At 67.3% G+C, this 23,589-nt stretch carries 23 protein-coding genes; 18 read left to right on the forward strand and 5 right to left on the reverse strand.

All coding sequences use genetic code 11. From position 1 onward, the window contains the following. Positions 1–6: 6 nt before the first annotated feature. Both ACF8O7_RS03505 and ACF8O7_RS03510 read left to right on the forward strand, forming a co-directional pair. The gene (locus ACF8O7_RS03505; protein WP_126311833.1) at positions 7–1,194 is read left to right on the forward strand and encodes a CaiB/BaiF CoA-transferase family protein; all 1,188 of its coding nucleotides are present in this window, start codon (positions 7–9) and stop codon (positions 1,192–1,194) included. A gap of 43 nt (positions 1,195–1,237) precedes the next feature. Next, on the forward strand, positions 1,238–2,791 hold the full coding sequence (locus ACF8O7_RS03510; RefSeq protein ID WP_061287663.1) for a malonyl-CoA synthase: 1,554 nt from the start codon (positions 1,238–1,240) through the stop codon (positions 2,789–2,791). Between the two features lie 108 nt (positions 2,792–2,899). On the opposite strand, the gene ACF8O7_RS03515 is transcribed toward ACF8O7_RS03510, so the two are convergent. Next, a complete protein-coding gene (locus tag ACF8O7_RS03515; protein ID WP_016445196.1) occupies positions 2,900–3,343 on the reverse strand; it encodes a universal stress protein in 444 nt (147 codons plus the stop codon). Between the two features lie 116 nt (positions 3,344–3,459). On the opposite strand from ACF8O7_RS03515, the gene ACF8O7_RS03520 reads away from it, so the two are divergent. From ACF8O7_RS03520 to ACF8O7_RS03560, 9 genes are all read left to right on the forward strand, one after another. Next, the gene (locus ACF8O7_RS03520; protein WP_047327124.1) at positions 3,460–5,895 is read left to right on the forward strand and encodes a cation-translocating P-type ATPase; all 2,436 of its coding nucleotides are present in this window, start codon (positions 3,460–3,462) and stop codon (positions 5,893–5,895) included. A 2-nt stretch (positions 5,896–5,897) separates the two neighbouring features. Further along, on the forward strand, positions 5,898–6,035 hold the full coding sequence (gene ccoS, locus ACF8O7_RS03525; protein ID WP_013803228.1) for a cbb3-type cytochrome oxidase assembly protein CcoS: 138 nt from the start codon (positions 5,898–5,900) through the stop codon (positions 6,033–6,035). A 63-nt stretch (positions 6,036–6,098) separates the two neighbouring features. Then, positions 6,099–7,535: a cytochrome-c oxidase, cbb3-type subunit I gene (gene ccoN, locus ACF8O7_RS03530; RefSeq protein ID WP_016445198.1), complete on the forward strand. Its 1,437-nt coding sequence runs from the start codon at positions 6,099–6,101 to the stop codon at positions 7,533–7,535. A 19-nt stretch (positions 7,536–7,554) separates the two neighbouring features. Next, positions 7,555–8,187, forward strand: coding sequence for a cytochrome-c oxidase, cbb3-type subunit II (ccoO, locus tag ACF8O7_RS03535; protein WP_016445199.1), 633 nt, complete (start codon positions 7,555–7,557; stop codon positions 8,185–8,187). Positions 8,188–8,198: 11 nt separating this feature from the next. After that, on the forward strand, positions 8,199–8,336 hold the full coding sequence (locus ACF8O7_RS03540; RefSeq protein ID WP_016445200.1) for a cbb3-type cytochrome c oxidase subunit 3: 138 nt from the start codon (positions 8,199–8,201) through the stop codon (positions 8,334–8,336). Positions 8,337–8,363: 27 nt separating this feature from the next. Next, complete coding sequence (ccoP, locus tag ACF8O7_RS03545) at positions 8,364–9,281, forward strand: cytochrome-c oxidase, cbb3-type subunit III (protein ID WP_016445201.1); 918 nt, start codon at positions 8,364–8,366, stop codon at positions 9,279–9,281. Between the two features lie 77 nt (positions 9,282–9,358). Continuing rightward, positions 9,359–10,813 carry a cytochrome c oxidase accessory protein CcoG gene (ccoG, locus tag ACF8O7_RS03550; protein ID WP_016445202.1) on the forward strand — a complete coding sequence of 485 codons (1,455 nt, stop codon included), beginning with the start codon at positions 9,359–9,361 and terminating at the stop codon, positions 10,811–10,813. A gap of 57 nt (positions 10,814–10,870) precedes the next feature. After that, positions 10,871–11,185, forward strand: coding sequence for a FixH family protein (locus ACF8O7_RS03555; protein ID WP_016445203.1), 315 nt, complete (start codon positions 10,871–10,873; stop codon positions 11,183–11,185). A gap of 181 nt (positions 11,186–11,366) precedes the next feature. Then, positions 11,367–11,654, forward strand: a complete 288-nt coding sequence (locus ACF8O7_RS03560; protein ID WP_016445204.1) for a hypothetical protein — start codon at positions 11,367–11,369, stop codon at positions 11,652–11,654. Positions 11,655–11,735: 81 nt separating this feature from the next. Here the strand turns inward: ACF8O7_RS03560 and fnr are convergent, their stop codons facing one another. Beyond that, on the reverse strand, positions 11,736–12,455 hold the full coding sequence (gene fnr, locus ACF8O7_RS03565) for a fumarate/nitrate reduction transcriptional regulator Fnr (RefSeq protein ID WP_016445205.1): 720 nt from the start codon (positions 12,453–12,455) through the stop codon (positions 11,736–11,738). 161 nt (positions 12,456–12,616) lie between these two features. Between fnr and hemN the strand changes: the two genes are divergently transcribed. The 4 genes from hemN to ACF8O7_RS03585 all read left to right on the forward strand — a co-directional run bounded on the left by hemN (position 12,617) and on the right by ACF8O7_RS03585 (position 18,631). Further along, positions 12,617–13,999: an oxygen-independent coproporphyrinogen III oxidase gene (gene hemN, locus ACF8O7_RS03570; protein ID WP_016445206.1), complete on the forward strand. Its 1,383-nt coding sequence runs from the start codon at positions 12,617–12,619 to the stop codon at positions 13,997–13,999. A 5-nt stretch (positions 14,000–14,004) separates the two neighbouring features. Then, positions 14,005–14,730, forward strand: a complete 726-nt coding sequence (locus ACF8O7_RS03575) for a sulfite exporter TauE/SafE family protein (protein WP_392442370.1) — start codon at positions 14,005–14,007, stop codon at positions 14,728–14,730. Positions 14,731–14,903: 173 nt separating this feature from the next. Further along, the gene (locus tag ACF8O7_RS03580) at positions 14,904–16,148 is read left to right on the forward strand and encodes an HD-GYP domain-containing protein (RefSeq protein ID WP_392412338.1); all 1,245 of its coding nucleotides are present in this window, start codon (positions 14,904–14,906) and stop codon (positions 16,146–16,148) included. Further along, entirely contained in the window at positions 16,145–18,631 is a 2,487-nt protein-coding gene (locus ACF8O7_RS03585; RefSeq protein WP_017407404.1) for a bifunctional diguanylate cyclase/phosphodiesterase, read from the forward strand. Before ACF8O7_RS03580 ends, ACF8O7_RS03585 begins: the two co-directional genes overlap by 4 nt. Here the strand turns inward: ACF8O7_RS03585 and ACF8O7_RS03590 are convergent. From ACF8O7_RS03590 to ACF8O7_RS03600, 3 genes are all read right to left on the reverse strand, one after another. Continuing rightward, positions 18,595–19,413, reverse strand: coding sequence for a sulfite exporter TauE/SafE family protein (locus ACF8O7_RS03590; protein ID WP_016445210.1), 819 nt, complete (start codon positions 19,411–19,413; stop codon positions 18,595–18,597). The two genes, ACF8O7_RS03585 and ACF8O7_RS03590, sit on opposite strands and share 37 nt — an antisense overlap. Positions 19,414–19,804: 391 nt before the next feature. Next, on the reverse strand, positions 19,805–20,206 hold the full coding sequence (locus ACF8O7_RS03595; protein WP_016445211.1) for a cell division protein ZapA: 402 nt from the start codon (positions 20,204–20,206) through the stop codon (positions 19,805–19,807). A 32-nt stretch (positions 20,207–20,238) separates the two neighbouring features. After that, entirely contained in the window at positions 20,239–20,448 is a 210-nt protein-coding gene (locus ACF8O7_RS03600; RefSeq protein ID WP_012204637.1) for a hypothetical protein, read from the reverse strand. A 255-nt stretch (positions 20,449–20,703) separates the two neighbouring features. On the opposite strand from ACF8O7_RS03600, the gene ACF8O7_RS03605 reads away from it, so the two are divergent. From ACF8O7_RS03605 to ACF8O7_RS03615, 3 genes are read left to right on the forward strand one after another with little or no spacing between them, the layout of a single operon-like run. Beyond that, positions 20,704–22,101: a cobyrinate a,c-diamide synthase gene (locus ACF8O7_RS03605; RefSeq protein ID WP_017407403.1), complete on the forward strand. Its 1,398-nt coding sequence runs from the start codon at positions 20,704–20,706 to the stop codon at positions 22,099–22,101. Further along, a complete protein-coding gene (locus ACF8O7_RS03610) occupies positions 22,101–22,694 on the forward strand; it encodes a bifunctional adenosylcobinamide kinase/adenosylcobinamide-phosphate guanylyltransferase (RefSeq protein WP_016445213.1) in 594 nt (197 codons plus the stop codon). The genes ACF8O7_RS03605 and ACF8O7_RS03610 overlap by 1 nt, the downstream gene beginning before the upstream one ends. Next, positions 22,691–23,569, forward strand: a complete 879-nt coding sequence (locus tag ACF8O7_RS03615) for an ABC transporter substrate-binding protein (RefSeq protein ID WP_392442372.1) — start codon at positions 22,691–22,693, stop codon at positions 23,567–23,569. The genes ACF8O7_RS03610 and ACF8O7_RS03615 overlap by 4 nt, the downstream gene beginning before the upstream one ends. Positions 23,570–23,589 lie beyond the last annotated feature (20 nt).

A 23,589-nucleotide genomic window follows, 5' to 3' on the forward strand; every position in this document is an offset into this window, starting at 1 on the left:
ATCCCTATGAATGAACAAGCCACGGGCCTGCCGCTGCAAGGCCTTACCGTCATCGACCTCACGCGCGTGCTGGCCGGCCCCATGTGCACGCAGATGCTGGCCGACCTGGGCGCGCGCGTGATCAAGGTGGAGCAGCCCGGCACGGGCGACGATGCGCGCGGCATCGGGCCGTTCGTGGACGGGGGCTCGGCCTATTTCCTCTCGGTCAATCGCAACAAGGAGTCGATTGCGCTGGACCTCAAGCAGCCCCAGGACCGCGAGGTCTTCGAGCGCCTGCTGCAAGGCGCCGATGTGCTGGTCGAGAACTTTCGCCCCGGCACCATGGACAAGCTCGGCTATGGCTGGGAGACCCTGCATGCACGCCATCCCCGGCTGGTGATGACCTCGGTCTCTGGCTTTGGCCAGACGGGGCCCTACAGCGGCTTTCCCGCCTACGACATGGTGGTGCAGGCCATGAGCGGCATGATGAGCGTGACCGGCCACCCGGACGCCGGGCCCTGCCGCGTGGGCGTGTCCATCGGCGACCTGGGCGCGGGCCTGTACGCGGTCATCGGCACACAGGCGGCCTTGATGCGCCGCTCGCGCACGGGGCAGGGCGAGCGCGTCGATGTCTCCATGCTCGACTGCCAGGTGGCCTTGCTGGAGAACCCCGTGGCCCGCCTGGGCGCGCTGGGCAGCGTGCCGGGGCCTATCGGCACGCGGCATCCCTCCATGGCGCCCTTCGATGTGTTCGCGGCGCAGGACGGCTGGTTCGTCATCGCCGTGGGCAGCGATGCGCTGTTTCGCAAGCTCTGCGGCCTGCTGCAATTGCCCGAACTGGCCGAGGACGCGCGCTTTGCCGGCAATGCCCTGCGCTGCGAGCACCAGGCCGAGCTCAAGGCCGCGCTGCAGGCGCGCCTGCGGGACAGTCCCAGGGCGCATTGGCTGGGGTTGCTCACTGATAATGGCATCCCGGCGGGGGAGTACAACAGCGTGGCCGACATCGTCGAGCACCCCCAGGTGCGCGAGCGCGGCATGCTGGCCCAGGTGCAGACCCCCAGCGGCCAGACGCTGCGCGTGGCGGGCAATCCCTTGCAGGCCTCGCTCGGCCAGCCCCTGGTGCGCAGGCAGCCGCCCGCGCTGGACGCGGACCGCGAGCGCATCCTGCGCGAGCTGTCCGTGGCGCCGCCTTCGCCAATCCATGAACGTGCCTGAGATTTCCCGGTCCCCAGCGGATTCTTCCTTCTTCTTCACAGCCATGACCAACCGCAATCTGTTCGCTGCCTTGCGCGCCGCCTTTCCCCAGGATCTGCAAAAGTGGGCCGTAGAGGCCATAGGCGCTGACGGCGCCAGCCTGTTCTACAGCTGGGCCGACCTGGACCGTGGCAGCGCGCGCATGGCCAACCTGCTGCAGTCGCTGCAGCTGCCGCCCGCCAGCCGCATCGCCGTGCAAGTGGACAAATCGGTGGAAGCGCTGATGCTCTACCTGGCCACGCTGCGCAGCGGCCATGTCTTTCTGCCGCTGAACACCGCCTACCAGGCCGCCGAGATCGAGTACTTCGTGGGCAATGCCGAGCCCGCCGTCGTGGTCTGCACGCCGGCCAATTTCGGCTGGGTGTCCAAGATCGCCTTCACCTCGGGCGTGGCCCATGTCTACACCCTGGGCGACGACCGCAGCGGCACGCTGCTGGAGCGCGCCGCCCACCATGGCGACGAGCAAGAGGTGGTGGAGCGCGGCGAGGACGACCTGGCCGCCATCCTCTACACCAGCGGCACCACGGGCCGCAGCAAGGGGGCGATGCTCACGCACGGCAACATGCTGTCCAACGCCGAGACGCTCAAGGACTACTGGGGCTGGCAGGACGGCGACGTGCTCATCCACGCGCTGCCCATCTTCCATGTGCACGGCCTGTTCGTGGCCATCCATGGCGCGCTGCTCAACGGCAGTCCCATGATCTGGCTGGCCAGGTTCGAACCCGGCACGGTGATCTCGCGCATGCGTGATGCCACCGTCTTCATGGGCGTGCCCACGCTCTACGTGCGCATGCTGGCCGATGCGCGGCTCACGCGCGAGGCGGCGGCCCACATGCGGCTGTTCATCTCGGGCTCGGCACCCATGCTGGTGGAGACGCACCGCGACTGGCAGGAGCGCACCGGCCACGTCATCCTGGAGCGCTACGGCATGAGCGAGACCATCATGCTGACCTCCAACCCCTACCGTGCCGATGACCGCAACGGCGGCCAGTCCGAGCGCCGCGCCGGCACCGTGGGCTTTGCGCTGCCCGGCGTGGGCGTGCGCATCGTGGACGACGCAGGCCAGCCGGTGGCCGTGGGCGAGATCGGCAACATCCAGGTGCGCGGCCCCAACGTGTTCAAGGGCTACTGGCGCATGCCCGAGAAGACGGCCGAGGAGTTCACGGCCGATGGCTGGTTCCGCACGGGCGACGTGGGCAAGCTCGACGAGCGGGGCTATGTGAGCATCGTGGGCCGCAGCAAGGACCTGATCATCTCGGGCGGCTACAACGTCTATCCGGCCGAGATCGAAGGCTTCATCAATGAGCTGCCCGGCGTGGCCGAAAGCGCCCTGGTCGGCGTGCCGCACCCCGACTTCGGCGAGGTGGGCGTGGTGGTGGTGGTGCCGCGTCCTGGCGCTTCGCTCGAGCCCCAGGCGGTGGTCGATGCGCTCAAGGGCCAGCTGGCCAATTTCAAGATTCCCAAGCGCTGCTTCGTGGTGCAGGAGCTGCCGCGCAACACCATGGGCAAGGTGCAGAAGAATCTCCTGCGCGACCAGCACAAGCAGTTGTTCGCCTGAGTGGTCGCCAAGGCGCGGGTCGCGCCCTGGCCTGATTGAAAAAGCAAAAGGCATCGGCGCCGCCGATGCCTTTTTTTGTGCAGCGAAAGCCGAAGCTGCCGCTACCCTTCAGCGCAGTACCAGCACGGGAATGTGGGTGTGCGTGAGCACGTGCTGCGTCTCGCTGCCCAGCAGCAGGCGCTGCAGGCCCTTGCGGCCGTGCGAGGCCATGACGATGAGGTCGCAGTCGCGGCGCTTGGCCACGTCGATCACGCTTTCGGCCACCAGGTCGGACTTGACGATCTCCGTGGTCACGTGGACCTTGAGCGCCTGGCCCTTGGCGTGGATGGCATCCAGCACGGTCTGCGCGTTGGCCGTCCACTGGCCTTCGATGCGTTCGATCTGCTTGAGATCCACGGTTTCGCCGCCTTCGAAGTAGCTGCGCGGATAGTGCTGGACCACCTTGACGACGATCACGCTGGCGCCGCACAAGGCGGCAAGGCCCAGGCCGCTGTCCACGGCCTTGTCGGAAAGCTCGGAACCGTCGGTGGCGATCAGGATGCGGTTGTACATGCGTGCTCCTTTCGTGTGTGCTGATGGGTGGGACGAAGTCAGCATAGACCCAACCATGAGTTAACGGTTGATTAATGTCAATACGCTTATCATGCCCCCCGATTACGCTAAGAACCATGCCCCACACCATTGCAGCCCCATCCAGCGAGGCGGCGGTGGCGGCGCCTGATTCAGGTCTCTCGCCCTCGCAGCAGGCCACGGCCCGACTGCTGGATGATCCGCAGGAGTGGAGTTCGTTCGGACGGCCCGCAGGCCCCGCAACTCCCGCCGACCCTTCCAAAGAACCCACCGATTTCCCTGCCTGGGATTCGCACGTCGTTCTGGAGGGCATGCACTGTGCCGCATGCGCGCTGACCATCGAGGATGCGCTGCGGGCCGTGCCCGGGGTGGAGAAGGCCGAAGTCAGCGCAGCCACGCGCCGCGCGCGAGTCACCTGGCGCCACGAGCAGGTGCTTCCATCCCAGTGGATGGAGGCCGTGCGGCGCGCCGGCTACCAGGCGCTTCCTGCGCGCGATGCCTTTGCGCGCGAGCGCCGCCAGGCCGAGAGCCGCCGTGCGCTGTGGCGCTGGCTGGTGGCCGGCTTTTGCATGATGCAGGTGATGATGTATGCGTGGCCCGCCTACGTGGCCCGCCCCGGCGACCTGTCGCAGGAGATGGAGACGCTGCTGCGCTGGGCCTCCTGGGTCATCTCGCTGCCCGTGGTGCTGTTTTGCTGCGGACCCTTCTTCTCCAGCGCGCTGCGCGACATACGCCAGCGCCGCGTGAGCATGGACCTGCCCGTGGCGCTGGGCATGCTGATCACCTTCGTGATCAGCTCGCTGGGCACCTTCGATCCTTCGGGGCCCTTCGGCGAGGAAGTCTTCTACGACTCGCTGACCATGTTCGTCTTCTTCCTGCTGTCCGGCCGCTGGCTGGAGCTGCGGCTGCGCGACCGCACGGCCGGTGCGCTGGAGGCGGTGATGAACCGCCTGCCGGATGCCGTGCTGCGCGAGAACGCGGCCGGCCACTTCGAGCGCGTGGCCACGCGCCGCCTGCGTGCCGGCGACCTGGTGCGCGTGCTCAGCGGCGAGGCCTTCCCGGCCGACGGCACCATCGTGCGCGGCCGCACCCATGCCGACGAGGCCCTGCTCACGGGCGAGTCCACGCCCGTGCTGCGTGCCGAGGGCGACAGCGTCACGGCCGGCAGCTACAACCTGGACGCCGTGGTCGATGTGCGCGTGGACGGCGTGGGGGCCGACACGCGCTTCGCCCAGATCGTGGGCCTGATGGAAAGCGCCTCGCTGCAAAAGCCGCGCCTGGCCCAGCTGGCCGACAAGGTGGCGCGGCCCTTCCTGGTCGTGGTGCTGCTGGCCGCGCTGGGCGCTGCCATCTGGTGGTGGCCCACCGATCCCGGCAAGGCCATGATGGTGGCCGTGGCCGTGCTCATCGTCACCTGCCCCTGCGCGCTGTCGCTGGCCACGCCCGTGGCCATGCTCACGGCCGCCGGCACGCTGGCGCGCAGCGGCGTGCTGGTGCGCAACCTGCAGGGCCTGGAAGCGCTGGCCGCCGTGGACACCCTGGTGTTCGACAAGACCGGCACGCTCACACGCGACGGCCTGGCGCTGTCCTCGTTCGAGCCTGCGCGCGGCGAGGATGCCGACGAGGTGCTGGCGCTGGCGGCGCTGCTGGCGCGCCAGTCCATGCACCCGGCCTCGCGCGCCATCGCGCAGGCCGGCGCCCATGCCGCGACGCACTGGAAGCTGGACACCATGCAGGAAGTGGCAGGCCTGGGCCTGGACGCCTGGGTGCAGGGCCCGGGCGGACGCCGCCATCTGCGCCTGGGGTCGGCCTTGCATGCGGGCGTGGCGGGCGAGCAGCCCGTGCAGGGCGTGTTGCTGGCCGAGCAGACCGAACAGGGCTGGCATACGCTGGCGCGTTTTGTACTCAGCGAGGACGTGCGGCCCGAGGCCGCCGCCGTCGTGCAGGCGCTCGGCAAGCAGGGCATCGCCGTGATGCTGCTGTCCGGCGACCGCGAGGACGCCGCACGCGCCATGGCGGCGCGCGTGGGCATCACCCAGGCCCACGGCGGCTGCAGCCCGCAGGACAAGCTGGAGCGGCTGCAGCAGGCGCAGGCAGCCGGCCACCATGTGGCCATGGTGGGCGACGGCCTCAACGACGGCCCAGTTTTAGCTGGAGCGCATGTCTCTTTTGCTTTTGGTAGAGCAGTGCCGCTGGCACAATCGCGCGCAGATTTCGTTGTTCTGGGCGACAGCCTGGAACTGGTGCTCCAGGCATGTCTGTTGTCGCGCCGCACACTGCAGGTGGTGCGCCAGAACATGGCCTGGGCTGCCGCTTACAACGCGGTGTCGATTCCACTGGCCCTGGCGGGCTTCATGCCTGCCTGGGTGGCCGGCCTGGGAATGGCACTGAGTTCGCTGCTGGTGGTGCTCAACGCCGCGCGCCTTGCGCGCAGCCTTCCACTGGCCTTGACGAATCACACGGGCACGCCTGCTGCGCCCGCAGCGTCCGTCACCATGCCGACGGGCTCCACCGCAACGGTGGGGAGGTTCTGACTATGGACATTCTCTATTTACTGATCCCGCTGTCGGTGGTGCTTGTGCTCGCCATCCTCGCGGCCCTGTGGTGGGCCGTCTATCGAGGGCAATTCGAGAGCGTGGAACAAGAGGGCGAACGCATTCTTCGGGACGATTGACGTGGGTCAACACGCCCGACAGCGAAGAAAGTAACACTTTGATAGCAATCTAAGGGGTGCACGATGGATAGTTCAAATAACAACGCTGTCTATTACGACGATACCGTCGTAAGGCAGTTCTCTATCATGGCCGTCGTCTGGGGAGTGGTGGGCATGGCTGTCGGGGTGTTGATCGCCTCGCAGCTGGCCTGGCCGGAACTCAACTTCGGCATTCCATGGCTGAGCTACGGACGCCTGCGTCCGCTGCACACGAACGCCGTGATCTTTGCCTTTGGCGGATCGGCGCTGTTCGCAACCAGCTACTACGTGGTGCAGCGCACCTGCCAGACGCGGCTGTTCATGCCCAAGCTGGCCAGCCTGACCTTCTGGGGCTGGCAGATCGTCATTCTCGCCGCCGCGATCAGCCTGCCGCTGGGCTACACCCAGGGCAAGGAGTACGCCGAGCTGGAGTGGCCGATCGACCTGCTGATCGCCGTGACCTGGGTCTCGTATGCCATCGTGTTCTTCGGAACCATCGGCATCCGCAAGGTCCGTCACATCTATGTGGCCAACTGGTTCTTCGGCGCCTTCATCATTGCCGTGGCGCTGCTGCACATCGTCAACAGCGCGGCCATTCCGGCCGGCTGGATGAAGAGCTACTCGGCCTACGCCGGCGTGCAGGACGCCATGGTGCAGTGGTGGTACGGCCATAACGCCGTGGGCTTCTTCCTGACCGCAGGCTTCCTGGGCATGATGTATTACTTCATTCCCAAGCAGGCTGGCCGTCCGGTCTACAGCTACCGCCTGTCCATCGTCCACTTCTGGGCGCTGATCTTCACCTACATGTGGGCGGGTCCTCACCACCTGCACTACACCGCGCTGCCCGACTGGACGCAGTCCGTGGGCATGGTGTTCTCGCTGATCCTGCTGGCTCCCAGCTGGGGCGGCATGATCAACGGCGTGATGACGCTGTCGGGCGCATGGCACAAGCTGCGCGACGATCCCATCCTGCGCTTCCTGATCGTGTCGCTGTCGTTCTACGGCATGTCCACGTTCGAGGGTCCGATGATGTCCATCAAGACCGTCAACGCGCTGTCGCACTACACGGACTGGACCGTGGGCCACGTTCACTCGGGCGCCCTCGGATGGGTGGGCCTGATCACCATGGGCTCGCTGTACTACCTGATCCCGCGCCTGTTCGGCAAGACCAAGATGCACTCGGTGGGCGCCATCGAGCTGCACTTCTGGATGGCCACCATCGGCATCGTGCTGTACATCGCCGCGATGTGGATCGCCGGTGTGATGCAGGGCCTGATGTGGCGCGCCGTCAATCCCGATGGCACGCTGACCTACACCTTCGTCGAAAGCGTCAAGGCCAGCTATCCGTTCTACGTGATCCGCGTGGCCGGTGGCCTGCTGTACCTGGGCGGCATGCTGGTCATGCTGTGGAACACCTGGAAGACCGCGATCTCCGGCCGTTCCGTGAAGGTGGCCGTGCCTGCCGTCGTGGCCCACGCCTGAGCGTCTAGGAGCATTACTCATGTCCGATCACAACCATAGCGCTCCCAAGAGCTTTTCCCACGAGAAGGTGGAAACCAACAATTTCCTGCTGATCGTGCTGACCCTGCTGGTGGTCGCCGTCGGCGGCCTGGTGGAAATCGTTCCGCTGTTCTTCCAGAAGTCGACCACGGAAGCGGTGGCGGGCCTCAAGCCCTACACGCCGCTGCAGCTGATGGGCCGCGACGTCTATCTGCGCGAGGGCTGCTACAACTGCCACTCGCAGATGATCCGCCCCTTCCGCGCCGAGACCATGCGCTACGGCCACTACTCGGTGGCTGGCGAGTTCGTCTACGACCACCCCTTCCAGTGGGGTTCCAAGCGCACGGGTCCCGACCTGCACCGCGTGGGCGGCAAGTACAGCGACGAATGGCACCGCATCCACCTGAACAACCCGCGCGACGTGGTGCCCGAGTCCAACATGCCTGCCTACTCCTGGCTGGAGAAGAACAAGGTGGATGACACCGTGGTCGCCCAGCACATGAGCGCGCTGCGCAAGGTGGGCGTGCCCTACAGCGACGAGGAAATCAGCGGCGCCGCCGAGCAGGTCAAGGGCAAGACGGAAATGGACGCCGTCATCGCCTACCTGCAGGTGCTGGGCCGTTCGGTCAAGTAAAGGAGAGCGACATGGACATCACCACCATGCGCATCGTGGCCACGCTGGCCTCTCTGGCCTGCTTCATCGGTATCTGGTGGTGGGCGTTCGCCCGCCGCAACCAGGCCCGTTTCGAAGAGGCCGCCCAGCTGCCGTTCGAGCAAGACTGAGTCCCTCCACCAGAACGAGAACTTCCCATGAGCGATTTCGTAAACAACTTCTGGTCGATCTATGTCACGGCGATCACGCTGGGCGGCATCATCGGCTGCCTGCTGCTGCTGTATCTCACCGCACGCAAGAAGGTGGTCCCCTCGGCCGACAACACCACGGGCCACGTCTGGGACGAGGACCTGCGCGAGCTGAACAACCCCATGCCCAAGTGGTGGATGTGGCTGTTCATCATCACCTCGGTGTTCGGCTTCGCCTACCTGGCGGCCTATCCGGGCCTGGGCTCGTTCGCGGGCAAGCTGGGCTGGACGCAGCTGGGCGCCTATGAAAACGAGATGGCCAAGGCCCGCGCGGACCTGGAGCCGCTGTACGCCAAGTTCACGAGCATGAGCACCGAAGACATGGCCAAGGACCCCCAGGCCATGGCCATCGGCGAGCGCCTGTTCATGAACAACTGCGCGCAGTGCCACGGCTCGGATGCACGCGGCGGCAAGAGCTTCCCCAACCTGACCGATGGCGACTGGCTGCATGGCGGCACGCCCGACAAGATCAGGGAAACCATCACGGCGGGCCGCATCGGCATCATGCCGCCCATGGCCGCTGCCGTCGGCACGCCCGACGATGTGCGCAACCTCTCGCACTATGTGCTGAGCCTGTCGGGCAGCCCGCACGACTCGCTCAAGGCTTCGCTGGGCAAGTCCAAGTTCACGGCCTGCGCCGCCTGCCATGGCATGGACGGCAAGGGCAACCAGGCCCTGGGCGCGCCCAACCTGACCGATGACATCTGGCTGCACGGCTGGGGCGAGGCCGCCATCACGGCCATGATCAACAACGGCAAGCACAACGAGATGCCTGCCCAGAAGGACAAGCTGACCGAGGCGCAGATCGCGGTGCTTGCCTCCTATGTCTGGGGCATGTCGCACAAAGACGGCGCAGTCCGTCAATAAGGACAGGGGGCGGCGCTGCGGCGCCGCCTTTTTGCCTTTTGAGTTTTCAGATATTCCAAAAAACCAAGGAACCCACCATGAAGCCCGAGAACGGGGATGATGCCGGGAAGCCTCCCCGCAAAGTCATTCCGATCACGCCTGCCGACCCGGACCCGGGCCAGCTGGTGTCGATGTTCGAGTCCGAGAAGAAGGTCTACCCGCGCTCCATCAGCGGTGTCTTCGCACGCTGGCGATGGGCTCTGGTGTTTCTCACCCAACTGGTTTTCTATGGCCTGCCCTGGCTGGAATGGGGGCAGCGCCAGATGGTGCTGTTCGACCTGGGTGCGCGGCGCTTTTACCTGTTCGGGCTGGTGCTGTACCCGCAGGATTTCATCTACCTGGCGGGCCTGCTGATCATCTCGGCGCTGGCGCTGTTCCTGTTCACGGCCGTGGCCGGTCGCCTGTGGTGCGGCTTTTCCTGCCCGCAGACGGTCTACACCGAAATCTTCATGTGGGTGGAGCGCAAGGTCGAGGGCGACCGCAGCGCGCGCATGCGCCTGGACAAGAACGGCTGGACCTTTGAAAAGCTCTGGAAGAAGTCGCTCAAGCAGTTGCTGTGGATTGCCATTGCCCTGTGGACCGGCTTCACCTTCGTGGGCTACTTCGTGCCCATCCGCGAGCTGGGCGGCGAGCTGCTGGCGCTGCAGGGCAGCTGGCAGGTCTTCTGGGTGCTGTTCTACGGCTTCGCCACCTATGGCAACGCCGGCTACATGCGCGAGCAGGTCTGCAAGTACATGTGCCCCTATGCGCGCTTTCAGAGCGCCATGTTCGACCGCGACACCATGATCGTCAGCTACGACACGGGCCGGGGCGAGCCGCGCGCGCCTCGCACCAAGAAGGTGGACTACAAGGCCCAGGGCCTGGGCGACTGTATCGACTGCAAGATGTGCGTGCAGGTCTGCCCCGTGGGCATCGACATCCGCAACGGCCTGCAGTACGAATGCATAGGCTGCGGTCTGTGCATAGACGCCTGCAATTCCATCATGGACAAGATGGAGTATCCGCGCGGCCTCATCCGGCTGACCACGCAGAACGCCATGGCCGGCCTGTGGCGGCGGGCCCAGGTGCTGCGCCGCATCTTCCGTCCGCGCGTGCTGGTCTACTCGGCCGTGCTGATCGGCCTGAGCATGGCCATGATCGTGAGCCTGGCGCTGCGCCAGTCGGTCAAGGTCGACGTGATACGCGACCGGGCGTCGCTGTCGCGCATCGTCGCGGGCGGCAAGCTGGAAAATGTCTACCGCCTGCAGATCATGAATGCCACCGAGCAGGCCCAGCGCTACCGCATCAGCGCCCATGGCCTCGACGGGCTGGAGCTGGCGTCCGAGCAGGAGGTCGAGGTCGGCCCGGCCGAGACGCGCGGCATTGCGGCGCGGCTGCAGATTCCCTACGGTTCCGCCGAGCCGGGCTCGCACACCGTATTCTTCGATATCGATGCCGTGCATTCAGGCGCGGGACGCGCGTCCGAAAAGGCCGTCTTCCTGGTGCCCCGGTGATATGTCTGGCCGGCACCGCCCAGGCTGCGCCGGCTGTTTGAAAGAAAGAGGTTATCCATGTCTTCCAGTCCCGCAGTCTCCGCGCCCGCCACGGCCCCTTCGCATCCGGACGCCGGCAAGCCCTGGTGGAAGTTCGCCCATGTCTGGCTCGTGGTGGCCGGCCCGGCCGCCGTCGTGGTGGCTGGCGTGGTCACGGCCGTCATTGCGATCAATGGCGCCGATCCCGTGATCGATCCTGACTATTACCGCAATGGCATCACCATCAACGAGCGTGCCGATGGCGTGCGCGAAGTGCCCAAGAGCCTGGCGCCCGCGGTCACCGGCCGCAACCACGCGGCCACGCCCGCGCAGGACCATCCCACGGACCGCTGAAGGCAGGAAAATGCCGTGCACAAGGCCGCAGTCGCGGCCTTTTTGCATGGTGGATGGCATCTCCAGCATGCGCGAGGGCCAAGGGTTTCCTACAGGCAGTGCAGGGTGCGCAGGGCTTGGCACGGTGCGCGGGCGGCGCGCACAATGAAAGCCACCCCTCGACAGCTCAAGGAGATCGCTGATGTTGGCCCAACGCTGGATGTGGATTGCCTGGCCGGCCTTTCTGGCCGCCGCCGTGATGGAGATGCTGGTATTCGCCTTCGTGGACCCGCTGGAGCTGCACTGGCTCGGCGACCTGGGCTGGTCGCGGCAGGGAATCTACACGCTGGCCTTCTTCGCCTTCTGGGGCGTGACCATGCTGTCCAGCCTCATGACCACCATGCTGGGACGCTCCACGCACGATCTCAACGACGGCGTGGTCTCCGAGCCGGACCCAAATCTGGCCATGCAGGGCCTGGGGCGCGATTGAACCTGCGTGCACTGCAATGGCAATGAACAAGGCCCGCGACAGCGGGCCTTGTTCATTGCCGGGGGGCGGGGCCTTGCGGCCTCACTGGCACTGCTGGCTGTTGACAATGCGCTTGAGCGCGTCCGTGTCCAGGATGCGCAGATGGCGCTGGCGCACCTCGATGATGTTTTCTTCGGCAAACTTCGAGAAGGTGCGGCTCACCGTCTCCAGCTTCAGGCCAAGGTAGCTGCCGATTTCCTCGCGCGTCATGCGCAGCACCAGTTCCGACTTGGAAAAGCCCCGGGCGTGCAGGCGCTGCACCAGGTTGAGCACGAAGGCGGCCAGGCGCTCCTCGGCACGCATGCTGCCCAGCAGCAGCATCACGCCATGCTCGCGCACGATCTCGCGGCTCATGACCTTGTGCACATGGTTTTGCAGGGCCGTGACCTCGCGCGACAGGTCCTCCAGCTTGTCGAAGGGCATGACGCAGACCTCGGCGTCTTCCAGCGCGACCGCATCGCAGGTGTGGTGGTCGTTGACGATGCCATCCAGGCCGATGATCTCGCCGGCCATCTGAAAGCCCGTGACCTGGTCGCGCCCGTCCTCGGTGGCCACGCAGGTCTTGAAGAAGCCCGTGCGGATGGCGTACAGCGAGGTGAAGGACTCACCGTTGCGAAACAGCAGGCCGCCGCGCTTGACCTTGCGGCGCGTGGCCACGATGTCGTCGATGCGCTGCATCTGCTCGGCATCCAGGCCCATGGGCATGCACAGCTCGCGCAGGTTGCAATTGGAACAGGATGCTTTGATGGTCTGAAGGTTCATGGAGTAAACATCAGCGGCGCAGCAGTGCGCCGGCGGTGACCTCGTGGATGGCGATGAGTTGGATCAAATTGTCGCAGCACTGCCGCGAACAACTCTTGATATGAGTCAAGGACGCGGCCAATGGGCTGCGGCACAGTGGACGACATTAGAGGAAAAAACCCATGACCGCTGTCACCCCAGAGCTGCTGCGTCGCTTCGACGTACCGGGGCCCCGATACACCTCGTTCCCCACGGCCGATCGTTTCGTGGAGGCTTTCGGTGCTGAAGACTATATCCTGGCACTTGAGCACCGCAAATCGAGTACCGCAGCGCGGGCCATGCCTTTGTCGCTGTATGTGCATGTGCCGTTCTGCGAGTCGCTGTGCTACTACTGCGCCTGCAACAAGATCGTGACGCGCCACCACGATCGCGCGGCCGTCTACCTGGACTACCTGGCGCGCGAGATGGCCTTGCACACGGCCCATTGCGGCAAGGGCCAGGCCGTCAGCCAGCTGCACCTGGGCGGCGGCACGCCCACCTTCTTCTCGGACGATGAACTGCGCACGCTGATGGCCCTGCTGCGCGAGCATTTCAAGCTGGAGCCGGGCGGCGAATACTCCATCGAGGTCGATCCGCGCACCGTCAGCGTCGAACGCCTGGCCGTGCTCAAGGAACTGGGCTTCAACCGCCTGAGCTTCGGCGTGCAGGACTTCGACGAACAGGTGCAGATCGCCGTGCACCGCGTGCAGCCGGCCGAGCAGGTGTTCGCGCTGGTGGCAGCGGCACGGCAGCTGGGCTTTGCCTCCATCAACGTGGACCTGATCTACGGCCTGCCCAAGCAGACGCCCGAGTCCTTCGAGCGCACGCTGGCCCAGGTCAATGCGCTGCGGCCCGACCGCATCGCGCTCTATGCCTATGCCCACCTGCCCGAGCGCTTCAAGCCGCAGCGGCGCATCGCGGCCGAGGACCTGCCCCAGGGCGCCGACAAGCTGGCCATGCTCTCGCGCTCCATCGCGGCCTTCATGGACGGCGGCTATGTCTACGTCGGCATGGACCACTTCGCCTTGCCCGAGGACGCGCTGGCCGTGGCCAAGCGCCAGGGCCGGCTGCATCGCAACTTCCAGGGCTACAGCACCCAGCCCGACTGCGACCTGATTGCGCTGGGCGTGTCGGCCATCGGCAAGGTGGGGGCCAGCTACAGCCAGAACGCCAAGACGCTGGAGGAGTACTACGACGCCATCGACGCCGGCCACCTGCCCGTGGTGCGCGGCCTGGCACTGTCGCGCGATGATCTGGTGCGGCGCGCCGTCATCATGGCCATCATGTGCCAGGGCGCCGTGCTGTTCGAGCCCATGGAGCAGGCCTGGCTGCTGGGCTTTCGCGAGTACTTCGCCCCCGAGCTGGCGGCGCTTCAGGACCTGCAGGCCAAGGGGCTGGTGCAGATCAGCGACGAGGGATTCCAGGTCACGCCCATGGGCTGGTACTTCGTGCGTGGCGTGGCCATGCTGTTTGACCGATATCTGCAGGCCGACAAGAACCGGGCGCGGTTTTCGAGGATCATCTAGGCCCCATGCTGTTGTCGCTGCTCTGGACCGCTTTGATCATGGGGCTCGTCGGCGGGCCCCATTGCCTTGCCATGTGCGCCGCGCCCTGCGGCGTGGTCACGGGCGGGGCGGGGCAGGGCACGGTACAGGGTGGTGGGCAGGTGGTCGCCGTCCATGGACTGCAAAGCCGGCTGTGGCTGCGCACGGCGCTGTTCCATAGCGGGCGGCTGGCCGGCTATGCCAGCCTGGGCGCTGCCTCGGCGCTGGCCATGGAAAGCCTGTCCTGGCTCACCAGCCAGACCACGGCGCTGCAGCCGTTCTGGACGCTGACCCATGTCGCCGTGATGGCCTGGGGCCTGGCCATGATGGTGCAGGCCCGCCAGCCCGCCTGGCTGGAGTCTGCGGGCCGCGCCGCCTGGCGGCGCGTGCAGCCCTGGGTGTCCGCCCCTGGCGGCACGCTGGCGGCGGGCTATGCCTGGGCGCTCATGCCTTGCGGACTGCTGTATTCGGCCGTGCTGGTCGCCGCGCTCAGCGGCGGCCCGTTGCAGGGCGCGCTGGCCATGGCGGCCTTTGGCGTGGGCAGCGGGCTGTGGCTGGTGGCCGGCCCCTGGCTGTGGCGGCTGGGCCGCCAGCGCCTGAACGGCCTGCGTGCCGAATGGGGCACGCGGCTGGCCGGCCTGATGCTGGTGGGCGTGGCCGTGTGGGCGCTTTGGATGGACCTGATCTACAAGCCCAGTCTCTGGTGCCGATGAACAACAGCGGGGGACAGACTTGGTCCTGAGGGTCGCGGATTGCCTGCAAGGCCCTCAGAACTGGAGATAATGCCCGAATCATCGGCTTACATTTGCCGATTCCTTCAGCCTCGGGGCCGTTGCCGCGCGTGAACCATTCCGTCCTCATCGATATCCGAGACCTCCGTCCGGGCATGTTTGTCCAGCTCGATGTTGGATGGCTGAACCATCCCTTTCCGGTCAGCAGCTTCAAGATCACCTCCAGCGCACAGATCCAGACCCTGAAATCCCTGGGCCTGGAGGCGGTGCGCTGCGTTCCGCACAAAAGCGACGCCTGGCCGGCCGAGGTGCGCACTCCGCCGCCGCAGCCGCTGCCCGCTGTGGCGGCCGCTGCAGCCGAACCCGCCGAGGAACCTGCACCGGCAGCGCCGCTGCTGCTGTCCGTGCCCAACTGGCGCGGCCGGCTGGAGGACTGCAATGCGCGCTTTCAGAAGGTGGAGCGTGGCTATGTGGCCATCGAAACCACCCTTGCCAGCGCGCCCGAGCAGGCGCGCATGCCCACCGAAGCCCTGGTCGACGGCTGCCTGGCCGAACTGGCCGGCCCGCAGGACGTGGCGATTCACCTCCTGTCCGATGGCGTGGGCAGCAACCAGAGCGTGCACGCCGTCAACGTGACCGTGCTCGGCCTGCTGCTGGGCCGGGCCCTGGGCCTGGAGGCTGTGCTGCTGCGCGACCTGGGCCTGGCGGCGCTGCTGCACGATGCCGGCAAGCCGGTGGCCGGCGCCGAAGGCATGCACGGCCTGGCCCTGGAGTCTTCCGTGCCCGACGCGCTGCGCGACCGCTACGAGCGCCATGTGGGTGAATCGGTGGCCATCGCCATGCGCATGGGCCTGTCGGCCCAGGTCACCACCGCCATCGCACAGCACCATGAGTGGGCCGACGGCACGGGATTCCCGCTGAGCCTGGTGGCCGAGGACATGGAGCTCACGGGCCAGATCCTGGCCCTGGTCAACACCTATGACCGCCTGTGCAATCCCGGCGATGCGCAGACGCCGCACACGCCGCACGAGGCGCTGTCCATGCTGTTCAGCCGGCTGCGCGACAAGTTCGCCGCGCCCGTGCTCAATGGCTTCATCCGCATGATGGGCGTGTTCCCGCCGGGCTCGGTGGTGGAGCTGACCGATGGGCGCCATGCCATGGTCATGTCCGTCAATGCATCACGGCCGCTCAAGCCTTCGGTGATGGTCCATGACGCCAGCGTGCCGGCCGCCCAGGCGCCCGTGCTGGCGCTGGAGCTGTTTCCCGCGCTGGGCATACGCCGGGGCGTGGCTCCTGCGCAGTTGCCGCGCGACGCGCTGGACTATCTGTCGCCGCGCCGGCGTGTCTGCTATTACTTTGAACGGGCGGTGGAATTGGATCCGCCGAAGGTGGCGTCTTGAACAAGCAAGCGCTCAACCGCGCCTGGCCCCGCCTGCTCGATGCACTGCAGGAGGCGCTGTGGCTGATCGATGCCCGCAGCCTGAAGGTGCTGCGCGCCAACGCCGCCAGCGAATCCGTCACCGGCTATGAGACCGATGCCGCCGTGGGACTGCCCGTGCAGGTGCTGGCCGCCACGCCGCAGCAGCAGGCGTTCTGGAGCGACCCCTTCAACTGGCAGGCCGGCGCCCAGTTCATTTCCGAGGTGCGCCGTGCCGACGGCCAGCTGGCGCCCGTGGAGATGCGCGTGCGCGCGCTCGACGGCGAGGTGCTCCTGGTCAGCATGCTGGACCGGCGCGAGCAGGCGCTGCACGAGGCCGAATTCGAAAGCCTGCTGGGCGAGTTGCGCGCCACGCTGGAGTCGGCGGCCGACGCCATCCTGGTGTGCGATCCCGATGGCCGCATCCGCGCCTTCAACCACCGATTCGCCACGCTCTGGGGCATCCCCGAGGCGTTGCTGGTACGCCGCAACGACGCGGCCATCCTCGATCACCTGGCCGGCCAGGTGCGCGATGCCGAGTCCTACGCGCAGCAGTTGAAGCTGCTGTCGGCCCAGCCCCTGATGGAAGCGTCCGACGTACTGGACCTGCGCGACGGCCGCATCCTGGAGCGCCGCGCCGTGCCCCAGCTGCGCCGGGGCCTGCCCATGGGGCGCATTTTCTCCTTCCGCGACATCACGGCCGAGGCCCAGACCCAGGCGGGCCTGGAGCTGGCTGCGCGGGTCTTCGAGTCCAGCCTGGACGGCATCTTCATCGCCGATGGCCACATGGACGTGGCACGTACCAACCCGGCCTGCGAACGCTTGCTGGGCGGCATGCCCGTGCAGGGCCGCACGGTGGAATCGCTGTTCGAAGCCACCGAAGACCCATCCGACACGCTGGGCGACCTGGCCCGCATACAGTGGCATCAAGGCGGCTTCTGGGAGGGCGACCTGTGGCTGCGCCAGGCCGGCGGTGCGCGCTGCGCCGTGCGCCTGTCCTGGGTGCCGCTGCGCAATGCGCAGGGCGACGTGGTGCAGAGCATCGGCTTCATGCGCGACCTCACCCAGCAGCGCGTGGCACAGCAGCGCATCGAACAGCTGGCCTACAGCGACGCGCTCACCGGCCTGCCCAACCGGCTCAATCTCACGGAGCGCGTGGATGCGGCCATCGAGGCCGCACGCGCAGGCGGCACGGTGTTCAGCATCCTGTTCATCGACCTGGACCGCTTCAAGATCATCAACGACTCGCTGGGCCACCAGTTCGGCGACCGAGTGCTCAAGCTGGTCGCACAGCGCCTGAGCGACTGCATGCGGCCCGTGGACATCCTGTGCCGCCTGGGCGGCGACGAGTTCGTGCTCTACCTGCACGGCTGCAACGCCGAGCTGGCTGCCGCGGTGGCCAGGCGCATCCTGCAGGAGATGGAGCGGCCCTTCCTGCTCGACGGCCTGGGTTTTTCCGTGCAGTGCAGCATCGGCGTGGCTCAGTACCCGGCCGACGGCCTCACGCTGGACGAGCTGATCCGCCAGGCCGACACGGCCATGTACCGCGTCAAGGAGCGGGGCCGGGGCCATTTCAGCTTCTACCAGCCGCAAATGAGCGCGGGCCTGCTGTCGCGCATGAAGCTGGAGCATGCCATGCGCCAGGCGCTGGAGCATGGCCGCATGGCCGTGTACTTCCAGCCCCAGGTGCACATCGACAGCGACCGCATCGTCGCGGCCGAGGCGCTGCTGCGCTGGACCGACCCCGAATTCGGCGTGGTCTCGCCCGGTGTCTTCATCCCGCTGGCCGAGGAGTCGGGCTACATCGTCACGCTGGGCGCCTGGGTCATGGAGCAGGCGGTGCAGGAGGCTGCGCGCTGGCAGAAGCAGGGCATGCCGATCAAGGTGTCGGTCAACGTCTCGGCGCTGGAATTTCGCCAGTCGGGCTTTGTCGAGCGCGTGACCGAGCTGCTGCGCCGCTATGGCCTGGAGCCCCATCTGCTGGAGCTGGAGCTGACCGAAAGCATCCTGCTGCAGGATGCACAGGACATGGCGCTGCGCGTATGCCAGATCGCCGATCTGGGCGTGGGCATGGTGATTGACGACTTCGGCACCGGCTACTCCAACCTGGCCTACCTGAAGAAGCTGCCCATCTCCAAGATCAAGATCGACCAGAGCTTCGTGCGCGGCCTGCCCAGCGACGAGGGCGACCAGGCCATCGTCGGCGCCATTATCAGCCTGGGTCTGGCGCTGGGCGTGGAGATCGTGGCCGAGGGCGTGGAAACGCACGAGCAGCTGACGGCCATCCACCGCATGCAGGGCCACTACTTCCAGGGCTTTCTGTGCGCGCCGGGCCTGCCGCGCGAGCAATTCGGCGAATGCCTGCAAGCCCAGCGCGCCGGCATCGGCGCCATCGCCTACCGGCAGAGAATGGCCCAGGTGGCAAGCGCTCAGCTGCCCGCGCTCAAGCCCTTCCAGAGCATGTAGGCCGCCAGGCCGAACAGCAGCGTGGCGAAGATCCGCTTGAGCTGGGCCACGGGCAGCCGGTGCGCGGCCCGCGCGCCCAGCGGCGCGGTCAGCACGCTGCAGCAGGCCAGGGCCAGCAGGGCCGGCAGCCACAGGTAGCCCAGCGAATATTCGGGGCGTCCCGCATCACCGGCGCCTGTGAAGATCAGGCCTGCCGCATTCACCACGGCAATCGGAAAGCCCAGCGCCGCGCTGGTGCCCACGGCCATGTGCATGGGCACCGAGCAGCGCATCATGAAGGGCACGCTGATGAAGGCTCCGCCTGCCCCCACCAGCCCCGAGATGAAGCCCAGGCCCGTGCCGGCACCGTACAGCCCCAGTGGCCCCGGCAGGGCGCGCGTGGCCGTGGGCTGGCTGTTGCTGCGCAGCATGCGCAGCGCCATGTAGCCGATGAACACGCCAAAGAACAGCGCCAGGTACTTGCCACGCAGCAGTGCGAAGACTCCCAGGCTGGCCAGCAGCCCGCCCGTGATGATGCCCGGCGCCAGGCTGCGCACGATGTCCCAGCGCACGGCGCCGCGACCGTGGTGGGCGCGCAGGCTGGAGATCGAGGTGAACACGATGGTGGCCATGGCCGTGGCGATCGCCATCTTCACGGACAGGTCCGGGCCGACCCCGCGCTTGTCGAGAAAGTAGGTCAGAAACGGCACAAGCACCATGCCGCCGCCCACTCCCAGCAGGCCGGCCAGGAAACCGGAGCACAGGCCCAGCAGGGCCAGTTCGAGAAACAGCAGATCAGGCATGCGGCGGCAGATCGGTAGTGGAGGGGCGGGCAACAAAAAACCCGGCGCACCGTGGAGGTGCGCCGGGTTGGAATCAGGTGTCTGCAAAGACCACCGGGCCGTCATCCTGAACCGGGGTTCAGGGGGGCAAGGGCAGCCAGACGTTGGGTTCATCTGACGCGAGACGATCACGCTCGAATGGCAATGTACCAAGCCCGGGCTCATAGAGCATTGGTCCAAGGAACTATAAAGCCCGGCGGGTTTGCAGACGCCTCCATTCTAAGGCCGTTGATCAGGCCCGCGATCAAGTTCTTTGAACGGCATGGGCTTTTCATTGACATGGGCGATGCAATGAAAACAGCCTCCGAAGAGGCTGTCGTGCGGGGCAAGGAAAGGCAGCGGCGGCCCAGGCTCAGATCAGCCGCGCATCGCCCTCCAGGGCCTGGTCCAGGCGCAGCACCAGTTGCTCGGCAAGGGCCTGCTGGCGCGCACGCTCGGCCAGCTCCTCGGGGCTGGGCTCGGGCGGCTGGGATGGGGCGTTGTGCTGGGAAGCGGCCTCGTCATGCAGGGACTGCATCTCGGCCTGGGCCGTGGCCATGGCGCTTTCCTGGGCTTCGCGGTCCAGCACGTCGAAGGCCATGTTCAGCGCGGACAGCACGGCCACGCGCTCGCGGGAGCGGACCTTGCCGCTGTCGCGGATGCGGGTCATGGCCGTGTCCACACGGCGCACGGCTTCGAGCAGACGCTCTTCCTGGCCATCGGGGCAGGTCAGCACATAGCTTTGCTGCAGGATTTGCACTTCGATCTGCTTCATGGGCGTTCGGGGCGTCGGCGGTTGCGAAGGGGTCAGGCCCCCTGGTTGGAGGGCAGGCGCTCGATCAGGGCATCGACGCGGGCCCGGGCGGCGTTGAGCCGCGAGCGCAGCGAATCACGCTCCTGGGTCAGGGCCGCCACCTGCTCGGCGAGCAGCGCATTGGTGCGTTGCAGTTCCTCGTGGCGAACCAGCAGGCGCTCCACGCGCTCTGCAATGTGGTCGAGGGAAGTCTGGGAGGTCATAGACGCTGAGATTGTAGGACGTGCGAACGAAGTGAGCACATTCCGTGGAAGTATCCGAGGAAACCTGGTAACAGGCAGGCGTACACGGCTTGACGTCAGCGCCTTGCTCGGGTATTGGAGAGCGAGCGCCAGACTGTCTCACAAAATCGTAGCGCCATCTGTAGGACTCGTCTGCTTCGGCGGGATGTATTGCGTAAGCATTGGTTGCGGCCGCGGTGCGGGCGCGCACTACAATGCGCCGCGCGGAGCGAACACATGAACATTGACCTTGGCCAGGGCGGGGCACGCTGCCCGGCGCTGCTGATCACTTCCACGGCTTCGGGCCAGGGCAAGACCACGCTGACGGCTGCGCTGGCGCGGCTGCATGCGCGCCAGGGCCGGCGCGTGCGCGTGTTCAAGTGCGGCCCCGACTTCCTGGATCCGCACTGGCATGAACTGGCCAGCGGCGCGCCCGTGCACAGCGTAGACCTGTGGATGACGGGCGAGTCCGACATGCGTGCACGCCTGCACGCAGCCGCCTGCGAGGCCGATCTCATCCTGGTGGAAGGCGTCATGGGGCTGTTCGACGGCACGCCCTGCGCGGCCGATGTGGCCGAGCGGCTGGGCCTGGCGGTACTGGCCGTCATCGACGCCTCGGGCATGGCCGGCACCTTTGGCGCGCTGGCCCATGGCCTGCAGCACTATCGGCCGGGCCTGCGCTGGGCCGGCCTGCTGGCCAACCGCGTGGGCAGCGCCCACCATGCCGATCTGCTGCGTGCCGGCCTGCGCGATCCCTCGCTGTGGCTGGGCGCGCTGGCGCGCGTGCAGGGCAAAGGCGCCGCCTCGCTGCTGCCCGAAAGACACCTGGGCCTGGTCGCCGCACATGAACTGGACGATGCGCTGGTGCGCCTGGACGTGGCCGCCGATGCGCTGCAGGCTACGCCGCTGGGCCAGTTGCCCTGGCAGGCCGGGCCGGGGCAGGGCGCCAGCTGGCAGGACTGGTCCGTGGATTTTGAGCTGCCTGCCGAACGCACCGAGCAGGTGCAGCCCTGGCTGGCGGGCCGCACCGTGGCCGTGGCGCGCGATGCGGCCTTCAGCTTCATCTATGCGGCCAACCTCGACTGCCTGCGTGCCATGGGCGCGCGGCTGGCGTTTTTCTCGCCGCTGGCCGGCGAGCGCCTGCCGGATTGCGATGCGCTGTGGCTGCCCGGCGGCTATCCCGAGCTGCACCTGGATGCTCTGGCCGCCAATGCCGCGCTGCGCGGCGACATCGCCGGCCACGTGGCTGCCGGCCGCCCGGTCTGGGCTGAGTGCGGCGGTATGCTGGCGCTGTGCGAGCGACTGACCGACACCGCGGGCCGGACCACGGACCTCTGGGGCCTGTTGCCCGGCCATGCCTGCATGCAGCCGCGCCTGGCGGGACTGGGCATGCTGCAGCTGCCCACGCCCTGGGGCCTGCTGCGCGGCCACACCTTTCACTACAGCCGGCTGGAGACTTCCATGACCGAGGCCGGGCGCAGCAGCCGTCCGGGACAGGACGCCCATCCCGACCGGGGCGAGGCGCTGTACCGCCACGGCAGCGTGCATGCCAGCTATTTCCATGCCTGGTTTGCCTCGCAGCCGCGTGCCGTGGCCGCGCTGCTGGGCGCCGACATTCATCCGGGGACCGCGTGATGACCGAGCCCATCTCCACCGTTTCGCTTCCCCGCAGCCAGCTCATTGTGGGCGGCCAGAAAAGCGGCAAGTCGCGCCGCGCCGAATTGCTGGCGCGCGCCTGGCTCGATGGCGCACCGGACCGCGAGGCCGCGCTGATCGCCACCGGCCAGCCCTGGGACGACGAAATGCGCGAGCGCATCGCCCGCCACCGGCGCGACCGCGCCGAGCGCGTGCCCGGCATGGCCACGCTTGAGGAGCCCCTGGACCTGGCCGCCATGCTTGCGCGGCACAGCACGCCGCAGCGCCTGCTGGTGGTGGACTGCCTGACGCTGTGGCTGACCAACTGGATGATGCCGGCCCAGCCTTCCGAGGAACTGACGCGTGGATGGTCGGGCCAATGTGCGGCCTTTCTTGACGCCTTGCAGGGCGCGCCCGGTCCGGTGATCCTGGTCGGCAACGAGATCGGCCTGGGCGTGATCCCGCTGGGATCGCAGGTGAGGGCCTTCGTCGATGCGCTGGGCGTGCTCAACCAGCGCGCGGCGCAAAGCTGCGAAACCGTCACGCTGATGTGCGCCGGCCTGCCGTTGGCGCTCAAGGGCCCGCAGCCGTGAGGCCATGGCGTCCCGCCCTGTGGGGCCTGGCGTTGGCACTGGCGCTGTCTGCGGCGCAGGCTGCCATCCGGGTCACGGACGGGCGGGGCGTTCCGGTGGAGCTGCCACAGCCGCCGCAGCGCATCGTCAGCCTGCTGCCCTCGCTGACCGAGACCGTGTGCGAACTGGGCGGCTGCCAGCGCCTGGTCGGCGTGGACCGCTATTCGAACTGGCCGGCCCATGTGAAGACCCTGCCCGTGATGGGCGGCGGAATCGATCCCAACATCGAGGCCATCGTCGCGCTCAAGCCCGATCTGGTGCTGGTGTCCATGGCCTCGCGCTCGGTGGCGCGGCTGCAGGCATTGGGCCTCAAGGTCGTGGCGCTGGAGCCGCGCACCCATGCCGATGCGCAGGCCGTGCTGCGCACCGTGGGCCAGTTGCTGGACCTGCCGCCCGAGCAGGGTGCCGACCGGGTCTGGGCCGCCATCGAGGCGCGCATGCAGGAGGTGGAGCGCAGCATGGCCCCCGCGCTGCGCGGGCAGACCATGTATTTCGAGGTCAACCGTGGCCCCTTTGCCGCAGGCGAGTCCTCGTTCATCGGCGAGACCCTGGCACGCCTGGGCATGCGCAACATCGTGGGTGCGCAGCTGGGGCCGTTCCCGCGCATCAACCCTGAATTCGTGGTGCGCGCCGACCCGGACTTCATCCTGGGCGGCGACCGCAGCCTGGGCACATCGGGCGAGCCCTATCCGGGCTGGGGCCGCATGCGCGCCATGCAGGCCGGGCGCGTCTGCCGCTTTGCGCCGGCCGAGCTGGACGTGCTGGTGCGCGCCGGCCCGCGCATGGCCGAGGGCGCCGCGCTGATGGCGCGCTGCCTGAACGGGGCCGCACGGTGAGGCAGGCCCGCAGGCACCAC

The organism is Delftia sp. WSY_16 (genome assembly GCF_043104415.1).
In the GTDB taxonomy this organism is placed as follows: domain Bacteria; phylum Pseudomonadota; class Gammaproteobacteria; order Burkholderiales; family Burkholderiaceae_C; genus Comamonas; species Comamonas tsuruhatensis.